This window comes from Pseudomonas palmensis (assembly GCF_017848315.1).
GTDB lineage: Bacteria > Pseudomonadota > Gammaproteobacteria > Pseudomonadales > Pseudomonadaceae > Aquipseudomonas > Aquipseudomonas palmensis.
In genome coordinates this window covers 1-16,881 of sequence record NZ_JAFKEC010000066.1, presented here as the reverse complement: position 1 = coordinate 16,881, position 16,881 = coordinate 1, and the positions used below count along the sequence as shown (strand labels likewise).

The window sequence follows — 16,881 nt, the reverse complement described above, 5'->3', positions numbered from 1 at the left end:
CTTCTCTCAGGTGTATCCGTGGGTTCAGTGCCGATGCTGGCGAGTGACCCCGGCATCGAATTGCGCGACGACCTGTTGCCAGCCCGCAGCGCTCAAGGCGGCGTCGCTGAGGTCGTGGGGGGCGGTGAGGTCGGTGCTGCGGTTGAGCCAGATATCGGCCGGGCTGTCGGGCTGTGCGCCCAGGCGCATCAGGAACGAGCCGGCCACTTCGCTGGCCTGGCTGAGCCCCAGGTAGGCGCCGCCTTCGAGCAACTGCCAGGTGTGGCCGCCACGGCTCACGGCGCTGGCGTCGCGGGCGAACGGGGCGTAGCCCTCGGCATCCAGCTCGGCCGGGGTGGGCAGGCGCTGTTCTTCCTGCTGACGCAGCTGGATCTCCTCCAGGGTAACCCGCAGGTCGGCGTATACCCCTTGCTCGCCGGCCGTGAGGTCGCGGCGCGCATCGAACTGATGGGCCGCCACTTCGCTGGTTTCGGTGGTTTCGCCGCGCCAGCTGACCACCGCGCCGGCCACCAGCAGCACCAGGGCGCAGAACAGCAGCACGTACAGCGTTTCATGGCCGGCACCGGCCGGGCGGATGGTCTGGGTCGTGGTCGGGGTGCTCATGGTGCCTCGATGTCGGCCTGGTCGATTTCCACCACATGACCGGGGCCTGCGTCGAACAGCACGTAGAACTCGGCATCGGGGCGCTTGAAGGTGAGCTTGGAGTCTTCGCCCAGCTTGCCGGGCACCAGGATGCTTTCGTCGTAGCCGATCACGTCGAGGGTTACGCCGGGGGCGCCGCTGCCGTCGGAAAAGCCGCCGGTGCACTGGATCTGGCCGCCTTCGATCTGCTTGCATTCGCAGATCGGGTTGTGGGCCAGCGCCAGGTTGCTGAAGGTGGCGAGCGAAGTGAGTAGTGCCGCGCCACCCAGGCGACGCAGCAGGTCAGAAACAGGCATCATTTGCCTCCTTGTTTTTGAAGCCAGGCGACAGTGCTTGGCGAGGCCTTGCTGAGCGGGACCGAACCCTGGTGCATGCTGCCGTCCCAGCCTTCCATGGTCACCCACAGTTCGGCGTCGGGGCTGGTCTTGAGCGGCACCGGCACCGTGGCGCCCATGCGGTAAGGGGAACCGAAGAAGATCCCGCCGGCGGCGCGCAGGCTGCGCGGCTTGCCGATACGCAGGTAGGTGGCCTTGACCTGTGGGATACAGGCTTCGCACAGGCTGGCGTTGAAGCTCTTCATGTAGCCGGCTGCGCCATCCAGGCGCGGTGCCTCGTTGCGCAGCTCGGCCAGCTTCAGGCTCCAGGGGCCGACCTGTATATCGCCGACCTCGCGTTCGCCCAGGCCCACGTCGCCGCGAAACAAGGCCACATCGGCGAAGTACTTGGGCATGAAACCCAGCGGTACCAGCAACAGCAGGACGTTGATGTGAAAGCGCCACTTCAGCCAGAACTGACGCAGGCGCGACGGCGGTTGTACAGCGGTTGCCGTGTTCATGCCTGGCTCTCCGAAGGGGTAGGGATGGCAGCGGCGGCGCGCTTGGCGCGGGCGGGCTTTTCGCTGCGCTTGAGCGCAGCGGCGGTGGCGATGGCGGTGCGCTTGGTCCAGATCAGCAGGCCGCTGAGCACCATCATGCTCAGCAGCAGGCCGAACACGAACCAGATCAGCTTGATCCAGATGCCGCCGAAATCACCGGTATGCAACGGGCGCATCGACTCGGTGACGAATTCGAGCTTGCTGCGGTCGGACAGCAGCTCATGGGCCTCGACCACGCCACTGTAGGGGTTGACCGATGCGGTCTGGAACATCAGCGGGTACCAGCTGCGCCCACCCACTTCGGTGTGGCTGTAGGCGTTGCTCGGCAGGCTGATGAAGCTCACGTCCAGCCCCGGGATCTTGTCGATGGCGATCTTTTCGATGGCATCCAGGCTCAGCACCGGGGCCGGCTGGCCGGCGGGCGCGGTGGGCACGTTCTCGCGGGCGATCACCGGCAGCACCTGGTTGCTGGAAATCGAGATCTGGTTGTCGAACAGAATCGCCTGGATCAGGAACCAGGTGCCGGTGATCGAGATGACCGCGATGAACCAGATCGACCAGATCCCGCTCAGGCGGTGGAAGTCGCCCCAGAAAATCCGCGCACCGTGCTTCAGGCGCAGGGTCGGCTTGAGAAAGCCCTTCCAGAAGCGCTTGTACACCACCAGCCCGGTGACCAGCGAGGCCAGCATCGGCAGCCCCAGCAGCGACACCAGGTACCAGCCCCAGCTGTAGCCATTGGTGAACGGCACCAGCCACCAGCCGTGCAGGGCGCGGGTAAAGGCCTGGAAGTTGAACTGTGCCGCCTCGCCCTGGACCACCCCGGTGTACGGGTTGACGTAGAGCGTGGTGGAGCGCGAGTCGGGGTAGGTGACGCTGACGGTCAGGGCGAAATGCGATTCGTCCGGGCGCACGATGGTGCTGACATACACCCCCGGCTGCGCGGCCTCGACGGCGGCGCGCACCTGGTCGAAGCCCAGCATCGGCGGGTCGCCGTCGGGTTTGGAGGCGCGGACCTCGGGCTGCGCCAGCCAGACGATTTCCTGGCTGACCACGGCCAGCGTCCCGGTGAAGCAGACGATCAGCACGAAGAACCAGATCGGCAGGGCTAGCCAGCTGTGGACCAGAAACCAGAGTTTTGAACGTGACTTTTTCGACATTGGGCAGGCAACTTCGATTCGGAGTGTGGTGAGCATGAGGTTCCGGAGCACGGGGTGTCTGGGCTCAGGCTCGCTCGAAAGGGTGCAGTGGTAATTGTTAGGACGAATGAGAAGCAGAAATCCTGCACTAAAAAATGCAAGCAAATGTTTCCAAGGCTCCCGGCCTGCCGCCCGGAGCCCTGGAAAACGCCTGCGGTCCTACTCGAACGTGCGCCCGGCGCGCCAGTAGCCCATCAGGGTCAGCGCGTTGCGGTCCAGGCCCTGTTCGTTGATCAGAAAGCGCCGGATCTGCATCACCGCAGCCGATTCCCCGGCCACCCAGGCGTAGAAGCTCTGGTGGCTGGCGCTGGCACGTTCCCAGAGGATCTGCTGGTCGATGTCCACCTCCTCGAGGCGCGTGTCGGCGGGCGGGCGTCTGGCGGGCAGGGTGGCCAGCTGGGTTACCGCGTGCACCATGGCCTGGCCCTGGATGCGCTGTTGCTGGTCGCGTGGCAGCCAGTGCAAGGTGGTGCTGGCATTGCAGCGCAGGGCCAGGCAGTCCTGTTGCAGCGGCACCTCGACATAGGCTTCGACCTGGGGCGGGTCATCTTGCCCGGCGAGGGTTTCGAGAATGCCGGCAATGGCTGGCAAGGCGGTTTCATCGCCCACCAGCAGAATGTTGCGCACCCCGGCGGGCGGGTTCCATTCGTAGCCCCCGGGGTCGCCGGCGAAGGCCAGGTTGGGTGCCAGGATCTGCAGACGGTCGCCTGTGCGGGCGTGGGTGGCCCAGGCCGAGGCGGGGCCGTTGACCCCGTGCAGTACGAAATCGATATCCACCTCGGCCTGTTCGCGGCGCAGGGCACGGATGGTGTAGGTGCGCATGGGCGGGCGGCTGGCCTCGGCCAGGGCGCGGCGGGCTTCGTTCCAGTGCAGGTCGTTGGGCAGTTCGGGCGGGCTGCCGTCGGCGGCGGGGAAGAACAGCTTGACCCGTTGATCGGCAGCCAGGGTGTGCATCCGGGCCACGTCCGGGCCGGTGAACACCAGGCGGCTCAGCGACGGGCTCAGTTGGATGCGTTGCTTGAGGGTGACATCGAACAGGCGGTAGGCGCGCTCGGGCTGTGCGCCGGCCAGCTTGCGCAGGCCGCGCCCGACGGCGCGGGTCAGGGAGGAGGCGGTGGACATGGCATAGGCCTTTCTTGCAGCGGGTTCTCTTTGGAGACGAGGGAAGACGGGGGGAAATTAGGGGGCTGGCCACTCCAGTTCCGCAGGCCCCGGCACGTTGCATGTGCCGTGTGCACGCTATGCAGGCGCCAGCCTTGCTGGCCAACGCATGCGCCGGCGCTTTCACAGCCTAAATCACCCTGCACCTGCTTCGTTCTTGTGGGTACGACTGGACCTTGTGGTCCCGCATCCTATCGACAAGGACGCATTGCATGAATGCCCAAGACTCGCTGAAACTCGCTCGCCGCTTTATTGAACTGCCAACCGAAAAGCGTCCGCTGTTCCTGGAAGCACTGCGCAAGGAGGGCGTCGATTTCTCGCAGTTCCCGATCCCGGCCAACGCCACCAGCAGCGAGCGCGACGGCCTGTCCTACGCGCAAGGGCGCATGTGGTTCCTGTGGCAGCTCGACCCGCAAGGCGCCGCCTACAACCTGCCGATGGCCGTGCGCCTCAAGGGTGAACTCGACAACCATGCCCTGCAACAGGCCTTCGATGCGCTGGTGGCTCGCCATGAAACCCTGCGCACGCTGTTCGAACAGGGCGGCGGGCAGGTCCGTCAGCGCGTTCTGCCGCCCACACCGGTCACGATCGTCACCCATGACCTGAGCCATCTCGCACCCGCAGACCGCGAAACACAAGTCGGCGCACGGGTCGAGTCCGATGCCGGCAGCCCCTTCGACCTGGGCAACGGTCCGCTGCTGCGCGTGCAACTGCTCAGGCTCGACGCGTGCGAGCACGTGCTGCTGCTGACCCTGCACCACATCGTCGCCGACGGCTGGTCGCTGAACGTGCTGATCGACGAGTTCATCCGCCTTTACGACGCCGCCAGCAGTTCGGGCGAAGCGGCCCTGCCCGAGCTGCCGATCCAGTACCGCGACTACGCGCTGTGGCAACGCAGCTGGCTGGAGGCCGGCGAGCAGGAACGCCAGCTTGGCTACTGGCGCGAAAAGCTCGGTGACGACCATGCGCCGCTGGCGCTGCCGTTCGACCACCTGCGTCCGGCCATACCGACTCAGCGCGGGGCGCGACATGCCTTCGAAGTGCAGCCGGCGCTGGCCGAGCAGTTGCGCAGCCTCGCCCGCGCCCAGGGCGCAACGCTGTTCATGGTGTTGCTGGGCGGCTTCAAGCTGCTGCTGCAACGCTACAGCGGCCAGCGCGCGATCCGCGTCGGGGTGCCGGTGGCCAACCGCAACCGCGCCGAGGTCGAGGGCCTGATCGGCTGTTTCATCAATACCCAGGTGCTGCACACCGATATCGACCCGCTGATCGACGTGGCCGAGCTGGTGCAGCGCATCAAGCACACCGCTGTCGGCGCCCAGGCTCATCAGGACCTGCCGTTCGAGCGCCTGGTCGAAGCGCTTGATCTGCCACGCAGCGCCAACCAGGGCGCGCTGTTCCAGGTGCTGTTCAACCACCAGGCCAACATCGCCGATGCCGCGCAGATCACCACCCGCTCGGGCCTGGCCCTGGAGAAGGTCGCGCTGGACAAGCACAGCGCGCGTTTCGACCTGGCGCTGGACACCTACGAAAGCGCCGGTCGCCTGCACGCCACCTTCACCTATGCGCTGGACCTGTTCGATGCGGCCACCATCGTCGCCATGGGCGAGCATTGGGTGCAATTGCTGCAAGGCCTGGTGGCGGACGCGTCGTGTGCCGTCGGTGAGCTGCCGCTGCTGGTCGCCGGTACCCCGCACATCGACACGCCGGCCCTCGCGCTGGACGGCACCTGCATCCATCATCTGATCGAGCAGGCGGGCGCAGCCACTGCGCAGGGCATCGCGGCCATCAGCGCCGGTCGGCAGATCACCTATGCCACTCTGTGCCAGCGCAGCGACGCACTGGCTGCGGCGTTGCGCCAGGCCGGGGTGCAGGTGGACGAGCGGGTCGGCGTGGTTGCCGACCGCTCCATCGACATGCTGGTGGCCATCCTGGCTGTGCTCAAGGCAGGCGCCGCCTACCTGCCACTGGAGCCCGAGCAGCCGCGCGAGCGGCTCGACTTCATGCTGGCTGACAGCAACGTGCGCGTGGTGCTGGCCGCTTCGACCTGGGCCGAAACATTGCCGGTGCAGGTACACCTGATGCACGCCGATGCCGTGTACCCCGACGCTGCCGCGCCGGTAGTGGCGGTCGCGCCGGACAACCTGGCCTATGTGATCTACACCTCCGGCACCACCGGCAGGCCCAAGGGTGTCGGCATCAGCCATGGCGCGCTGGCCAACTACGTGCGCGGGGTCGGTCGACGCCTGCCGATGCAGGCCATCCGGAGCCTGGCGATGGTTACCACGCCTGCCGCCGACCTGGGCCACACCGTGCTGTTCGGTGCACTGTGCAGCGGCAAGACCCTGCATCTGCTGGACAAGCAGACGGTGCTGGATGCCGACGCTTTCGCCCGCTACCTGCACGAGCACGCGGTGGATGCGCTGAAGATCGTGCCTTCGCACCTGGAGGCCATGCTGCCTGCAGGTTCAGCAGCGTTGCCCCGCCAGTGCCTGATCCTCGGCGGCGAAGCCTGCACGCCTGCTCTGCTGCAACGCATCGCGGGGCTGGCCCCGACGCTTGCGGTGATCAACCATTACGGCCCCACCGAAACCACCGTGGGTGTGCTGACCCATGCAATGGATGGCCAGCCGGTGCTGGGCACGCCGCTGGACAACCTTCGCGTGAAGGTGCTCGATGCTTGCCTGCAGCAGGTGCCAGGCGCGGCGCGAGGCGAGCTGTACATCGCCGGGGCCGGGCTGGCCCGGGGGTACCTGGGGCGTGCCGGGCTGACCGCCGAACGCTTTGTACCCGACCCGGATGACGCTGCCGGCGGGCGCCTGTACCGCACCGGCGACTGGGTGCGTCGCAACGGCCTGGGGCAACTGCTGTTCGCCGGGCGTATGGACGGTCAGGTCAAGATTCGCGGTTATCGTGTGGAACTGGCAGAAATCGAGAGTCGCGTGCGCGAGTTGCCCGGCATTCGTGCTGCCGTGGTGCGTGTGGTGGGCGAGGGCCAGGCGCAGCAACTGGCCGCTTACCTGGTGCCGGTTGACGCGCCACACGGCGATGCCGCGCAGCAGGCCCTGCTCGATGCCAGCCGCACCGCGCTCAAGCAGGCCCTGCCCGAACACATGGTGCCCACCCACCTGTCGTTGCTCGAACGCCTGCCGGTGACCGCCAACGGCAAGCTCGACCTCAAGGCCCTGCCGCAGCCGGCAGCGGCACAGACTACCTACCGTGCGCCGCAGACACCATTGCAGGCAGTGGTGGCACAGATCTGGGCCGAAGTACTGCACATGGATCAGGTGGGCCTGGACGACAACTTCTTCGCCCTGGGCGGACACTCGCTGCTGGCCACCCAGGTGGTCTCGCGGGTGCGCAAGCAACTGGGCCTGGATATCCCGCTGCGCGCGCTGTTCGACAGCGCCGACCTGCTGGCCTTCACCGACGTGGCGCAAGCCCTGGCGCCGGTAACGCAAGCCGACTTCGAGGTACTGGACCGCAGCGCGCCGCTGGCGGTTTCGCATGCCCAGTACCGCCAGTGGCTGTTCTGGAAGCTGCACCCGCACAGCGCGGCCTACAACACGCCGCTGGCTGTGCGTCTGCACGGCGCGCTGGACCTGTCGGCCCTGCAGTCGGCCTTCGATTCGCTGGTGGGTCGCCACGAGTCGCTGCGCAGCGTGTTCGACGAGCGCGACGGCATGCCGTGGCAGCGCGTATTGCCGCCTGCGCCGCTGGCCATCGCGATTCACGACCTCAGCGCCGAGCCTGTACAGGCACTGATGCAGCGCCTGGACGAAGAGGCCGCCACCCCGTTCGACCTGGCGCACGGCCCGCTGCTGCGCGTCAGCCTGTTCAAGTGCGCCGGTGACGAGCATGTGCTGGGCCTGATGCTGCACCACATCGTCTCCGACGGCTGGTCGATGGGGGTGATGATGCGCGAGCTGGCGAACGCCTACAACGCCCGTGTGCGCGGCGAGCCGCTGCACCTGGAGGCGCTGCCGGTGCAGTACGCCGACTACGCCGCCTGGCAGCGCAAGCGTCTGGCCCAGGGGCTGCAACAGGCCCAGCTCGAGTACTGGAAGGACCAGCTCGAAGATGACTTCGCGGTGCTCGAACTGCCGGCCGACCGTAGCCGACCCAAGGAGCAGAGCCATCAGGGCGGGCGTATCGACATCCGCCTGCCGGACACGCTGGCCAGCGGCCTGCGCGAACTGGCGGTGCAGCACAACGCCACGCTGTTCCACGTATTGCTGGCGGCGTTTGCCATCGTCCTGTCACGCTACAGCGGCAAGCCCAAGGTCAACATCGGTATCCCGGTCACCAACCGCAATCGCCTGGAGCTCGAAGGGCTGATCGGCTTCTTCGTCAACACCCTGGTGGCGCGGGTGGGCATCGACCCGGCGCTGACCTTCAGCCAGTTGCTGGAGGCCGTCAAGGACACTGCCTTGCAGGCCCAGGCCAACAAGGACGTACCGTTCGACGCACTGGTCGATGAACTCAAGCCCGAGCGCGGGCTGGGTTACAACCCGCTGTTCCAGGTGATGTACAACCACCTGCGCGACGTTGGCGGCCAGGTCTCGGCCGACAGCCTGCACGGCCTGCACGTCGAGGAAATCGACCTGGTCGAGCAGACCGCGCATTTCGATATCTCGCTCAACACCTTCGAGCGCGCCAGCGGGCTGGTGGCCACCTTCAACTATTGCACCGACCTGTTCGACGCCGCGCGCATCCAGCGCATGGCCGCGCACTGGCAGAACCTGCTCGAAGGCATCTGCCAGGCCCCGCGTCAGCGCCTGGCGCAACTGAGCCTGCTGGGCGCCGACGAGCGCCGGCAGATCCTCGGCCAGTGGCAGCCCGGCCAGCAGTCGAGCCAGCGCCAGGTTCACCAGTTGATCGCAGACCACGCGACACTGACGCCGAACGCGGTGGCGGTGCTCTGCGAAGGGCGCCAGTTGACCTACGCGCAACTGAACGCCCAGTCCAATCGCCTGGCGCATCACCTGATTGAACTGGGCGTAGGCCCCGAGGTGCGCGTGGCCGTGGCGTTGCGCCGCTCGGTCGACACCGTGGTGGCCCTGCTGGCGGTGCTCAAGGCCGGGGGTGCTTATGTGCCGCTGGACGTGGCCTACCCGCAGGACCGTCTGCACTACATGATCGAGGACTGCAAGGCTGCACTGGTGCTGACCCAGCACGACGTGCTCGACCAGCTGGCGCTGCCCGGCGCGATGGCGACCTTGCTGGTGGACCAGCCCCAGGCCTGGCAGGAGCGGGCCGACACCACGCCGCAGGTGGCGCTGAACGAAGGCAACCTGGCCTACGTGATCTACACCTCCGGTTCCACCGGCCAGCCCAAGGGCGTGGCGGTGGCGCATGGCCCGCTGGTGGCGCACGTGCTGGCCATCGGCGAGCGCTATGAAATGACCCCGCGCGACTGCGAGCTGCAGTTCATGTCGCTGGCCTTCGACGGTGCCCACGAGCGTTGGCTGACCGCCCTGAGCCACGGCGCCCGCCTGCTGCTGCGCGGCGACGAGCTGTGGTCGCCGGAGCAGGCCTGCCAGGTGATGCGCGAGCAGGGCGTGACTGTCACTGCGCTGCCGCCGGTATACCTGCAGCAGGTGGCCGAGCATGTCGAACAGGCCGGCAACCCGCCGGCCGTGCGCATCTACTGCTTTGGCGGCGATGCCGTGCCGCAGGCGAGCTATGCACTGGCTTGGCGTGTGTTGCGCCCGCAGTACATCGTCAACGGCTACGGCCCGACCGAAACAGTGGTAACGCCGCTGCTGTGGAAGGCCCGTGAAGGCGATACCTGTGGCGCCGCCTACGCGCCCATCGGCAGCCTGGTGGGGCGCCGCACGGCCTATGTGCTGGACGCCGAGCTGAACCTTTTGCCCAACGGCCTTGCCGGTGAGCTGTACCTGGGCGGGCAGGGCGTGGCACGCGGTTACCTGGACCGCCCCGGCCTGACCGCCGAACGCTTCGTACCCGACCCGTTCGCCGCCGACGGCACGCGCGTGTACCGCAGTGGCGACCTCACGCGGGTGCGCGCCGACGGCCTGGTCGACTACCTGGGGCGCATCGACTATCAGGTCAAGATTCGCGGCTTTCGTATCGAGCTGGGCGAGATCGAGGCCCGTCTGCAGGGGCACCCGCAGGTGCGCGAAGCGGTGGTCGTCGACATCCCCGGCCCCAGCGGCAAACAGCTGGCCGGCTACCTGGTGCCCGTGGCCGCGCCGGATGCGCAGCAGCACACCGAGCTGCGCAACACCTTGCGTGAACACCTCAAAGCAGTGCTGCCGGACTACATGGTACCGGCGCACCTGATCGTGCTCGACGCCTTGCCGCTGACCCCAAACGGCAAGCTCGACCGCAAGGCGCTGCCCAAACCGGACGCCAGCCTGTTGCAACAGGCCTACGTGGCGCCGCAGAGCGACCTGGAACATCAGCTCGCCGCCCTCTGGGCGGGCGTGCTCAAGGTCGAGCAGGTGGGCGTTACCGACAACTTTTTCGAACTGGGCGGCGATTCGATCATCTCCATCCAGCTGGTCAGCCGCGCGCGCCAGGCCGGCATCCATTTCAGCCCCAAGGAGCTGTTCCAGCATCAGACCGTGCAGGGCCTGGCGTCGGTGGCGCGCCAGGGCGAGCAGGCCCGCCAGATCGACCAGGGCGCTGCCAGCGGCCAGGCGCTGCTGCTGCCGGTGCACCAGTATTTCTTCGGCGCGCAGATGCCCGAACAGCACCACTGGAACCAGGCTGTGCTGCTCAAGCCCGGCCAGACATTGCAGGCGCAGACACTGGAGCAGGCGTTGCAGGCGCTGACCACCCAGCACGATGCGCTGCGCCTGAACTACAGCCTCCAGGCCGACGGCCAATGGGCCGCGCACTACGGTGCCGTGGCCCAGCAACAGACCATCGTGTGGGCGGCTGCGGCAGAACACGCCGAGGCGTTGCAGGCGCTGTGCGAAAAGGCCCAGCGCAGCCTGAACCTCGAACGCGGTGAACTGCTGCGTGCGGTACTGGCGACCCTGCCCGATGGCAGTCAGCGCCTGTTGCTGGCGATCCACCACCTGGTGGTCGATGGCGTGTCGTGGCGCATTCTGCTGGAGGACCTGCAAACGGCCTACACGCAACTGGCTGCCGGACAGGCCGTGACCCTGCCGGCCAAGACCAGCTCGACCCAGGCCTGGGCGCAACGTTTGCAAACCCATGCCGCCACCCTGCAACCGCAACTGGCGTACTGGACCGCCGAGCTGGCGGGCGTCAGCGCCGAACTGCCGTGCGACCATCCGCAGGGTTCGCTGCAGGGCGTGCATCTGGCCACGGCCCACACCGTGCTCGACGCGGCCACTACCCGCCAGTTGCTGCAACAGGCCCCGGCCGCCTACCGCACCCAGGTCAACGACCTGCTGCTGACCGCCCTGGCGCGGGTGATCGCACGCTGGACCGAGCGTGATGAGGTACTGATCCAGCTCGAAGGGCATGGTCGCGAAGACCTGTTCGATGACGTGGACCTGACCCGCACAGTGGGCTGGTTCACCAGCATGTTCCCGGTCAAGCTGAGCCCCACCGACAGCCTCGATGGCTCGATCAAGCGCATCAAGGAACAGTTGCGTGCGGTGCCGGACAAAGGCATCGGCTTCGGTGCGCTGCGCTACCTGGGTGACGCGCAGGCCCGCGAAGCACTGGCCGCGCTGCCGGTGCCGCGTATCACCTTCAACTACCTGGGCCAGTTCGATGGCAACTTTGCCGAAGACGGCCAGGACGCCTTCCTCACTCCGGCCAGCGAGCACGCCGGGGCCAACCAGAGCCCCGAGGCGCCGCTGGGCAACTGGCTGGCGATCAATGGCCAGGTGTATGGCGGCGAATTGAAACTGGGCTGGAGCTTCAGCCGCCGCATGTTCGACGAACCGACCATCCAGGCCCTGGCCCAGGCGTATGCCGAAGAGCTCAAGGCGCTCATCGCGCATTGCGTCCGGCCAGACAGCTTCGGCCTGACCCCATCGGACTTCCCGATTGCCGGCCTGACCCAGGCACGCCTGGACGAGTTGCCGGTTGCCGCGCGCGATATCGAAGACATCTACCCGCTGTCACCGATGCAGCAGGGCATGCTGCTGCACACCCTGATGGACCCGCATTCGGGCATCTACTTCATGCAGGCGCGCAAGAGCATCCGCAGCCCCATCGACTTCGAGCGCTTCACCGTGGCCTGGCGTGCGGTGGCGCAGCGTCACGAACCGCTGCGTACCTCGTTCAGCCTCGACCGTGATGGCCAGATGCTGCAGATCGTGCACCGCCAGGCGCAGTTGAGCGTGAGCTTCCTGGACTGGAGCGAGCAGACGCCTGAGCAGCAGGAGGTGTCGTTGCAGGCGCTGCTGCGCGAGGAGCGCGACCAGGGCTTCAGGCTGCTGGAGCAGCCGCCGATCTGGGTGCGTCTGATCCGCCGTGAAACCGACCATTACTGGTTCATCCTCAGCAACCACCACATCCTGCTGGATGCCTGGTGCCACTCGCAGCTGTTCGAAGACTTCTTCACCTTCTACAACGGTCAGACCCTGCCGGCCGCCGAGCGCTTCGGCAGCTTCATCGGCTGGTTGCAGCAACAGGACGAGCAGGCCGCGCTGGCAATGTGGCGCGAAGAGCTGCAGGACTTCAGCGAAGTCACCGCGCTGCCGTTCGACCGCAAGAAGGGCGATGGCGAGTCGGCCGGCATCGGCGACAACTACGTGTACCTGGCACCCGAGCAGGGGCGCCTGCTGCATGAACTGGCCCAGCGCAATCAGATCACCGTCAACACCTTCGCCCAGGCTGCCTGGTCGCTGGTGCTGCACCGCTACAGCGGCCTGCACGACGTACTGTTCGGGGTGACGGTGGCGGGCCGCCCGGTCAATCGCCCGGAGATGCAGAGCACCGTGGGGCTGTTCATCAACAGCATCGCGCTGCGCGTGGACATTCCGCAGGCCGGTGACGACCTGAGCGTGAAGGCCTGGCTGCAGCGCCTGTTCGAGAAGAACTTCACCCTGCGCGAATACGAGTACCTGCCGCTGGTGCAGATCCAGGCGTGCAGTGCGGTAGAAGCGGGGCACCCGATCTTCGACAGCCTGCTGGTGTATGAAAACGCGCCGATGGAAAGCAAGGTGCTGAGCAATGCGCAGCAGCTCAACGTGGCCGGTTCCACGTCGCGAACCCACACCAATTACCCGCTGACAGTGGTGATCTACCCCGGCGACGAGCTGGGCCTGCACCTGTCCTACGACCAGAGCTACTTCGACGAGCCCACCATTGCCGCGCTGCTGGAAGACTTCCGTCGCCTGCTGCTGGCCCTGGCCGAGGGCTTTCATGGTCGCTTCGACGAGCTGGCCCTGGTGGGCGCGCCGGAGCTGGCCAAGGTGCATGAACAGCCCGAGGCCCTCGCCGAATACCCGCTGGAGGCCGGGTATGTGAACCTGTTCGAGGCGCAACTGGCGGCCCACCCCGAGCAGGTGGTGGCGCGCTGCGAAGCGCAGGCATGGACCTACCGCGAGCTGGACGCGCACGCCAGCCGGGTGGCGCAGGCACTGATGGCCGCCGGGGCCAAGCCGGACCAGCCGGTGGCGATGCTCAGCGAGCGTAATCTGGAGCTGCTGGGCATGGCCGTGGGGGTGTTCAAGGCCGGCTGCGCCTACCTGGCGCTGGACCCGCAACTGCCCGACCAGCGCCTGGCCGAGGTGCTGGCCCTGGCCGGTGCGCCGGTACTGCTGGCCAGCAGCGACTTCGCGGCCCGTGCCCGGACCCTGCTGGCCCTGCTGCCCGAGGCTCGCCGAGCGACGCTGCTGATCGACGATGCACTGCCGCCGGTGGACGTGCCGATCGATTACCCCGGTCGCCATACGGGCGGGCGGGCGCTGGCCTACCTGATCTACACCTCCGGCTCCACCGGCACGCCCAAAGGGGTACAGGTGGAGCAGCGCGGCATGCTCAACAACCAGTTGAGCAAGGTGCCTTACCTGCAACTGGACGACGCGGACGTGATCGCCCAGACCGCCTCGCAGAGCTTCGACATTTCGGTCTGGCAGCTGCTGGCCGCGCCGTTGTTCGGCGCGCAGGTGGATATCGTGCCCAACCGCATTGCGCATGACCCGCGGGCGTTGCTCAGCTACGTTCGCGAGCGCGGCATCACCCTGCTCGAGAGCGTGCCGTCGCTATTGCAGGTGATGCTCGACGAGCTTGAACAACTGGGCAGCCCCGGCCAGGAACTGGGTCGGCTGCGCTGGCTGCTGACCACCGGCGAGGCGCTGGCGCCGGAGCTGGCGCGGCGCTGGGTGCAGCGTTATCCCGAGGTGGGCCTGGTGAACGCCTATGGCCCGGCCGAGTGTTCCGACGACGTGGCGCTGTTCAACGTCCTGCCGGCCTCGACCACGGGGATTCGCCTGCCGATCGGCGTGGCCACCGACAACAACCGCCTGTACCTGCTCAACGGCAACCTCGACCCGGTGCCCAACGGCGCCATCAGCGAGCTGTTCGTGGCCGGCATCGGTGTGGGGCGCGGTTATCTGGGCGATGCCAGGCGTACCGCGGCGACCTTCCTGCCCGATCCGTTCGACACCAGTGTGCAGGGTGGCGGGCGCCTGTACCGCAGCGGCGACCTGGCGCGCCACGGTGCCGACGGGGTACTCGAATACGTCGGGCGTACCGACCATCAGGTCAAGATTCGCGGGTTCCGTATCGAGCTGGGCGAAATCGAGATCGCGCTGCAGGCGCATGCCGCCGTACGCGAGGCAGTGGTGCTCGCTGTGCAGGGCCTGGGCGGCAAGCAGCTGGCGGCCTACGTGGTGGCCAGCGGGGCAGGGCAGGCCGAGTTGCGCGGTGCGCTGCGTGACCACCTCAAGGCGATGCTGCCCGAGTACATGGTGCCGTCGTACTTCGTGTTCCTCGACACGTTGCCGCTCAACCCCAACGGCAAGCTGGACCGCAAGGCGCTGCCGGCACCGGATACCAGCCAGGTGCAGCAGCAGTTCGTGGCACCGGTCAGTGTGCTCGAGCAGCAGGTGGCGGCGATCTGGGCGCAGGTGCTCAAGGTCGAGCAGGTGGGCTTGAACGACAACTTCTTCGAGCTGGGCGGGCACTCGCTGCTGGCGACCCAGGTGGTGTCGCGTCTACGCCAGCAACTGGAGGTCGAACTGCCCTTGCGTGCGCTGTTCGAGGCACCGCTGCTGGCCGACTTCATCGCCGATGTGCAGGGCGCCAGCCGTGCCACGGCGCCGGCCTTCCGGCACGTGGCGCGCAACCAGCCACTGCGGCTGTCGTATGCCCAGCAACGCCAGCTGTTCCTCTGGCAGCTGGATGCCCACAGCACGGCCTACAACATGCCGCTGGCACTGAGCCTGAAGGGCGCGTTGGACATCGATGCCCTGCAGGCCAGCTTCACGTCGCTGATCGAACGTCACGAGACCTTGCGCACCACTTTCAGCCAGGCCGATGGTCAGGCGGTGCAGGTGATCCATGCACCCGCGCCATTCACCCTGCAGGTCGAGCACGTCGGCGTGCCGGCCGGTGCCGATGCGCAGGCATGGGTCAAGACGCTGGTGGAGGCCGAAACCCGTCGCGTGTTCGATCTGCAGCAGGGGCCGCTGTTGCGCGTCAAGCTGCTGGCCCTGGCCGAGGACGAGCATGTGCTGGTGCTCACCTTGCACCATATCGTCTCCGATGGCTGGTCGATGCCGGTGATGGTCGAGGAACTGATCCAGTTCTACGAAGGCCATCGCCGGGGCCAGCCGCTGCAGTTACCGGCGCTGGCGATCCAGTACGCCGACTACGCGGTGTGGCAGCGCCAGTGGATGGAGGCCGGCGAGCAGGCCCGCCAACTGGCCTACTGGACCACGCAGCTGGCGGGTGGCCAGGCGTTGCTGGAGTTGCCCACCGACCGGCCGCGCCCCGCCACGCAAAGCCATGCCGGGGCCAACCTGGGCATCGAACTCGACCCTTCGCTGGCCAGCGCGCTGGAGCAGTTGGCCAAGGCCCAGGGCGTGACGCTGTTCATGTTGCTGCTGGCCAGCTTCCAGGCCTTGCTGCATCGCTACACCGGGCAGGATGACATTCGTGTCGGGGTGCCGATCGCCAACCGTACCCGGCTGGAGACCGAGCGCCTGATCGGCTTCTTCGTCAACACCCAGGTGCTCAAGGCCGAGTTCGATTCGCACACCACCTTTGCCCAGTTGCTGCAGCAGGTACAGCGCACGGCGCTGGCCGCGCAGGGCCATCAGGACCTGCCATTCGAGCAGTTGGTGGAGGCGTTGCATCCCCAGCGCAGCCTCAGCCACACGCCGTTGTTCCAGGTGATGTACAGCCACCAGAGCCAGGTCAAGGGCGCGCGTCACAGCTTGCCGGGCCTGACCGTGGAGAGCCTGGCGTGGGAGCAGGGCACTGCACAGTTCGACCTGACCCTGGAGACCGTCGAGCAGGCGAACGGGCTCGGCGCCACGCTGAACTACGCGACCGCCCTGTTCGACGAGGCGAGCATCCAGCGCCTGGCCAGCCACTGGCGACAGTTGCTGCAGGGCATCGTCGAGCAGCCGCAGCAGCGCATTGCCGAACTGGCGTTGCTGGATGGCCAGGAACAGGCGCGCATCGTGCAGGCGTGGAACCCGGTCGAGGCGGAGCACGCGCCTGGGCCGTGCATTCACCAGCGCATCGCGGCGCAGGCGAACAGGACCCCGCAGGCCATCGCGGTGGCCTTCGGCGAGCAGTCGCTCAGCTATGCCGCGCTCGACCAGCGTGCCAACCAGCTGGCGCACAAGTTGCGCGAGCAGGGCGTGGGGCCGGATGTGCTGGTCGGCCTGGCGGTGGAGCGCAGCCTGGAGATGGTGGTCGGCGTGCTGGGCATTCTCAAGGCCGGCGGCGCCTATGTGCCGCTGGACCCGGAGTATCCGCAGGATCGTCTGGCCTACATGATCGAGGACAGCGGCATCAAGCTGCTGCTGACCCAGGCGCACCTGGAGTTGCCTGTTACTGCATCGGTCGAGCGCGTGATCCTCGAGAGCGGCGCTGCATGGC

Annotated in this window: 6 protein-coding genes; 1 reads left to right on the top strand and 5 read right to left on the bottom strand. The window is 67.2% G+C overall.

Going from position 1 to position 16,881, the window contains the following annotated elements; all coding sequences use genetic code 11:
• Positions 1 to 24: 24 nt before the first annotated feature.
• The 5 genes from JZZ72_RS24165 to JZZ72_RS24145 form a co-directional block, all read right to left on the bottom strand.
• Positions 25 to 603 (bottom strand): DUF6162 family protein, encoded by a 579-nt coding sequence (locus JZZ72_RS24165; protein ID WP_054915566.1) that lies wholly within the window; start codon positions 601 to 603, stop codon positions 25 to 27.
• Positions 600 to 938, bottom strand: a complete 339-nt coding sequence (locus JZZ72_RS24160; RefSeq protein ID WP_043862411.1) for a hypothetical protein — start codon at positions 936 to 938, stop codon at positions 600 to 602. Before JZZ72_RS24160 ends, JZZ72_RS24165 begins: the two co-directional genes overlap by 4 nt.
• Positions 938 to 1,477, bottom strand: coding sequence for a hypothetical protein (locus tag JZZ72_RS24155; protein WP_043862412.1), 540 nt, complete (start codon positions 1,475 to 1,477; stop codon positions 938 to 940). The genes JZZ72_RS24160 and JZZ72_RS24155 overlap by 1 nt, the downstream gene beginning before the upstream one ends.
• Entirely contained in the window at positions 1,474 to 2,673 is a 1,200-nt protein-coding gene (locus tag JZZ72_RS24150) for a PepSY-associated TM helix domain-containing protein (protein WP_210015281.1), read from the bottom strand. Before JZZ72_RS24150 ends, JZZ72_RS24155 begins: the two co-directional genes overlap by 4 nt.
• A gap of 198 nt (positions 2,674 to 2,871) precedes the next feature.
• Positions 2,872 to 3,834 carry a siderophore-interacting protein gene (locus JZZ72_RS24145; RefSeq protein ID WP_043862414.1) on the bottom strand — a complete coding sequence of 321 codons (963 nt, stop codon included), beginning with the start codon at positions 3,832 to 3,834 and terminating at the stop codon, positions 2,872 to 2,874.
• A 251-nt stretch (positions 3,835 to 4,085) separates the two neighbouring features.
• On the opposite strand from JZZ72_RS24145, the gene JZZ72_RS24140 reads away from it, so the two are divergent.
• The coding region (locus JZZ72_RS24140; protein ID WP_210015280.1) for a non-ribosomal peptide synthase/polyketide synthase at positions 4,086 to 16,881 on the top strand (12,796 nt) is incomplete at its 3' end.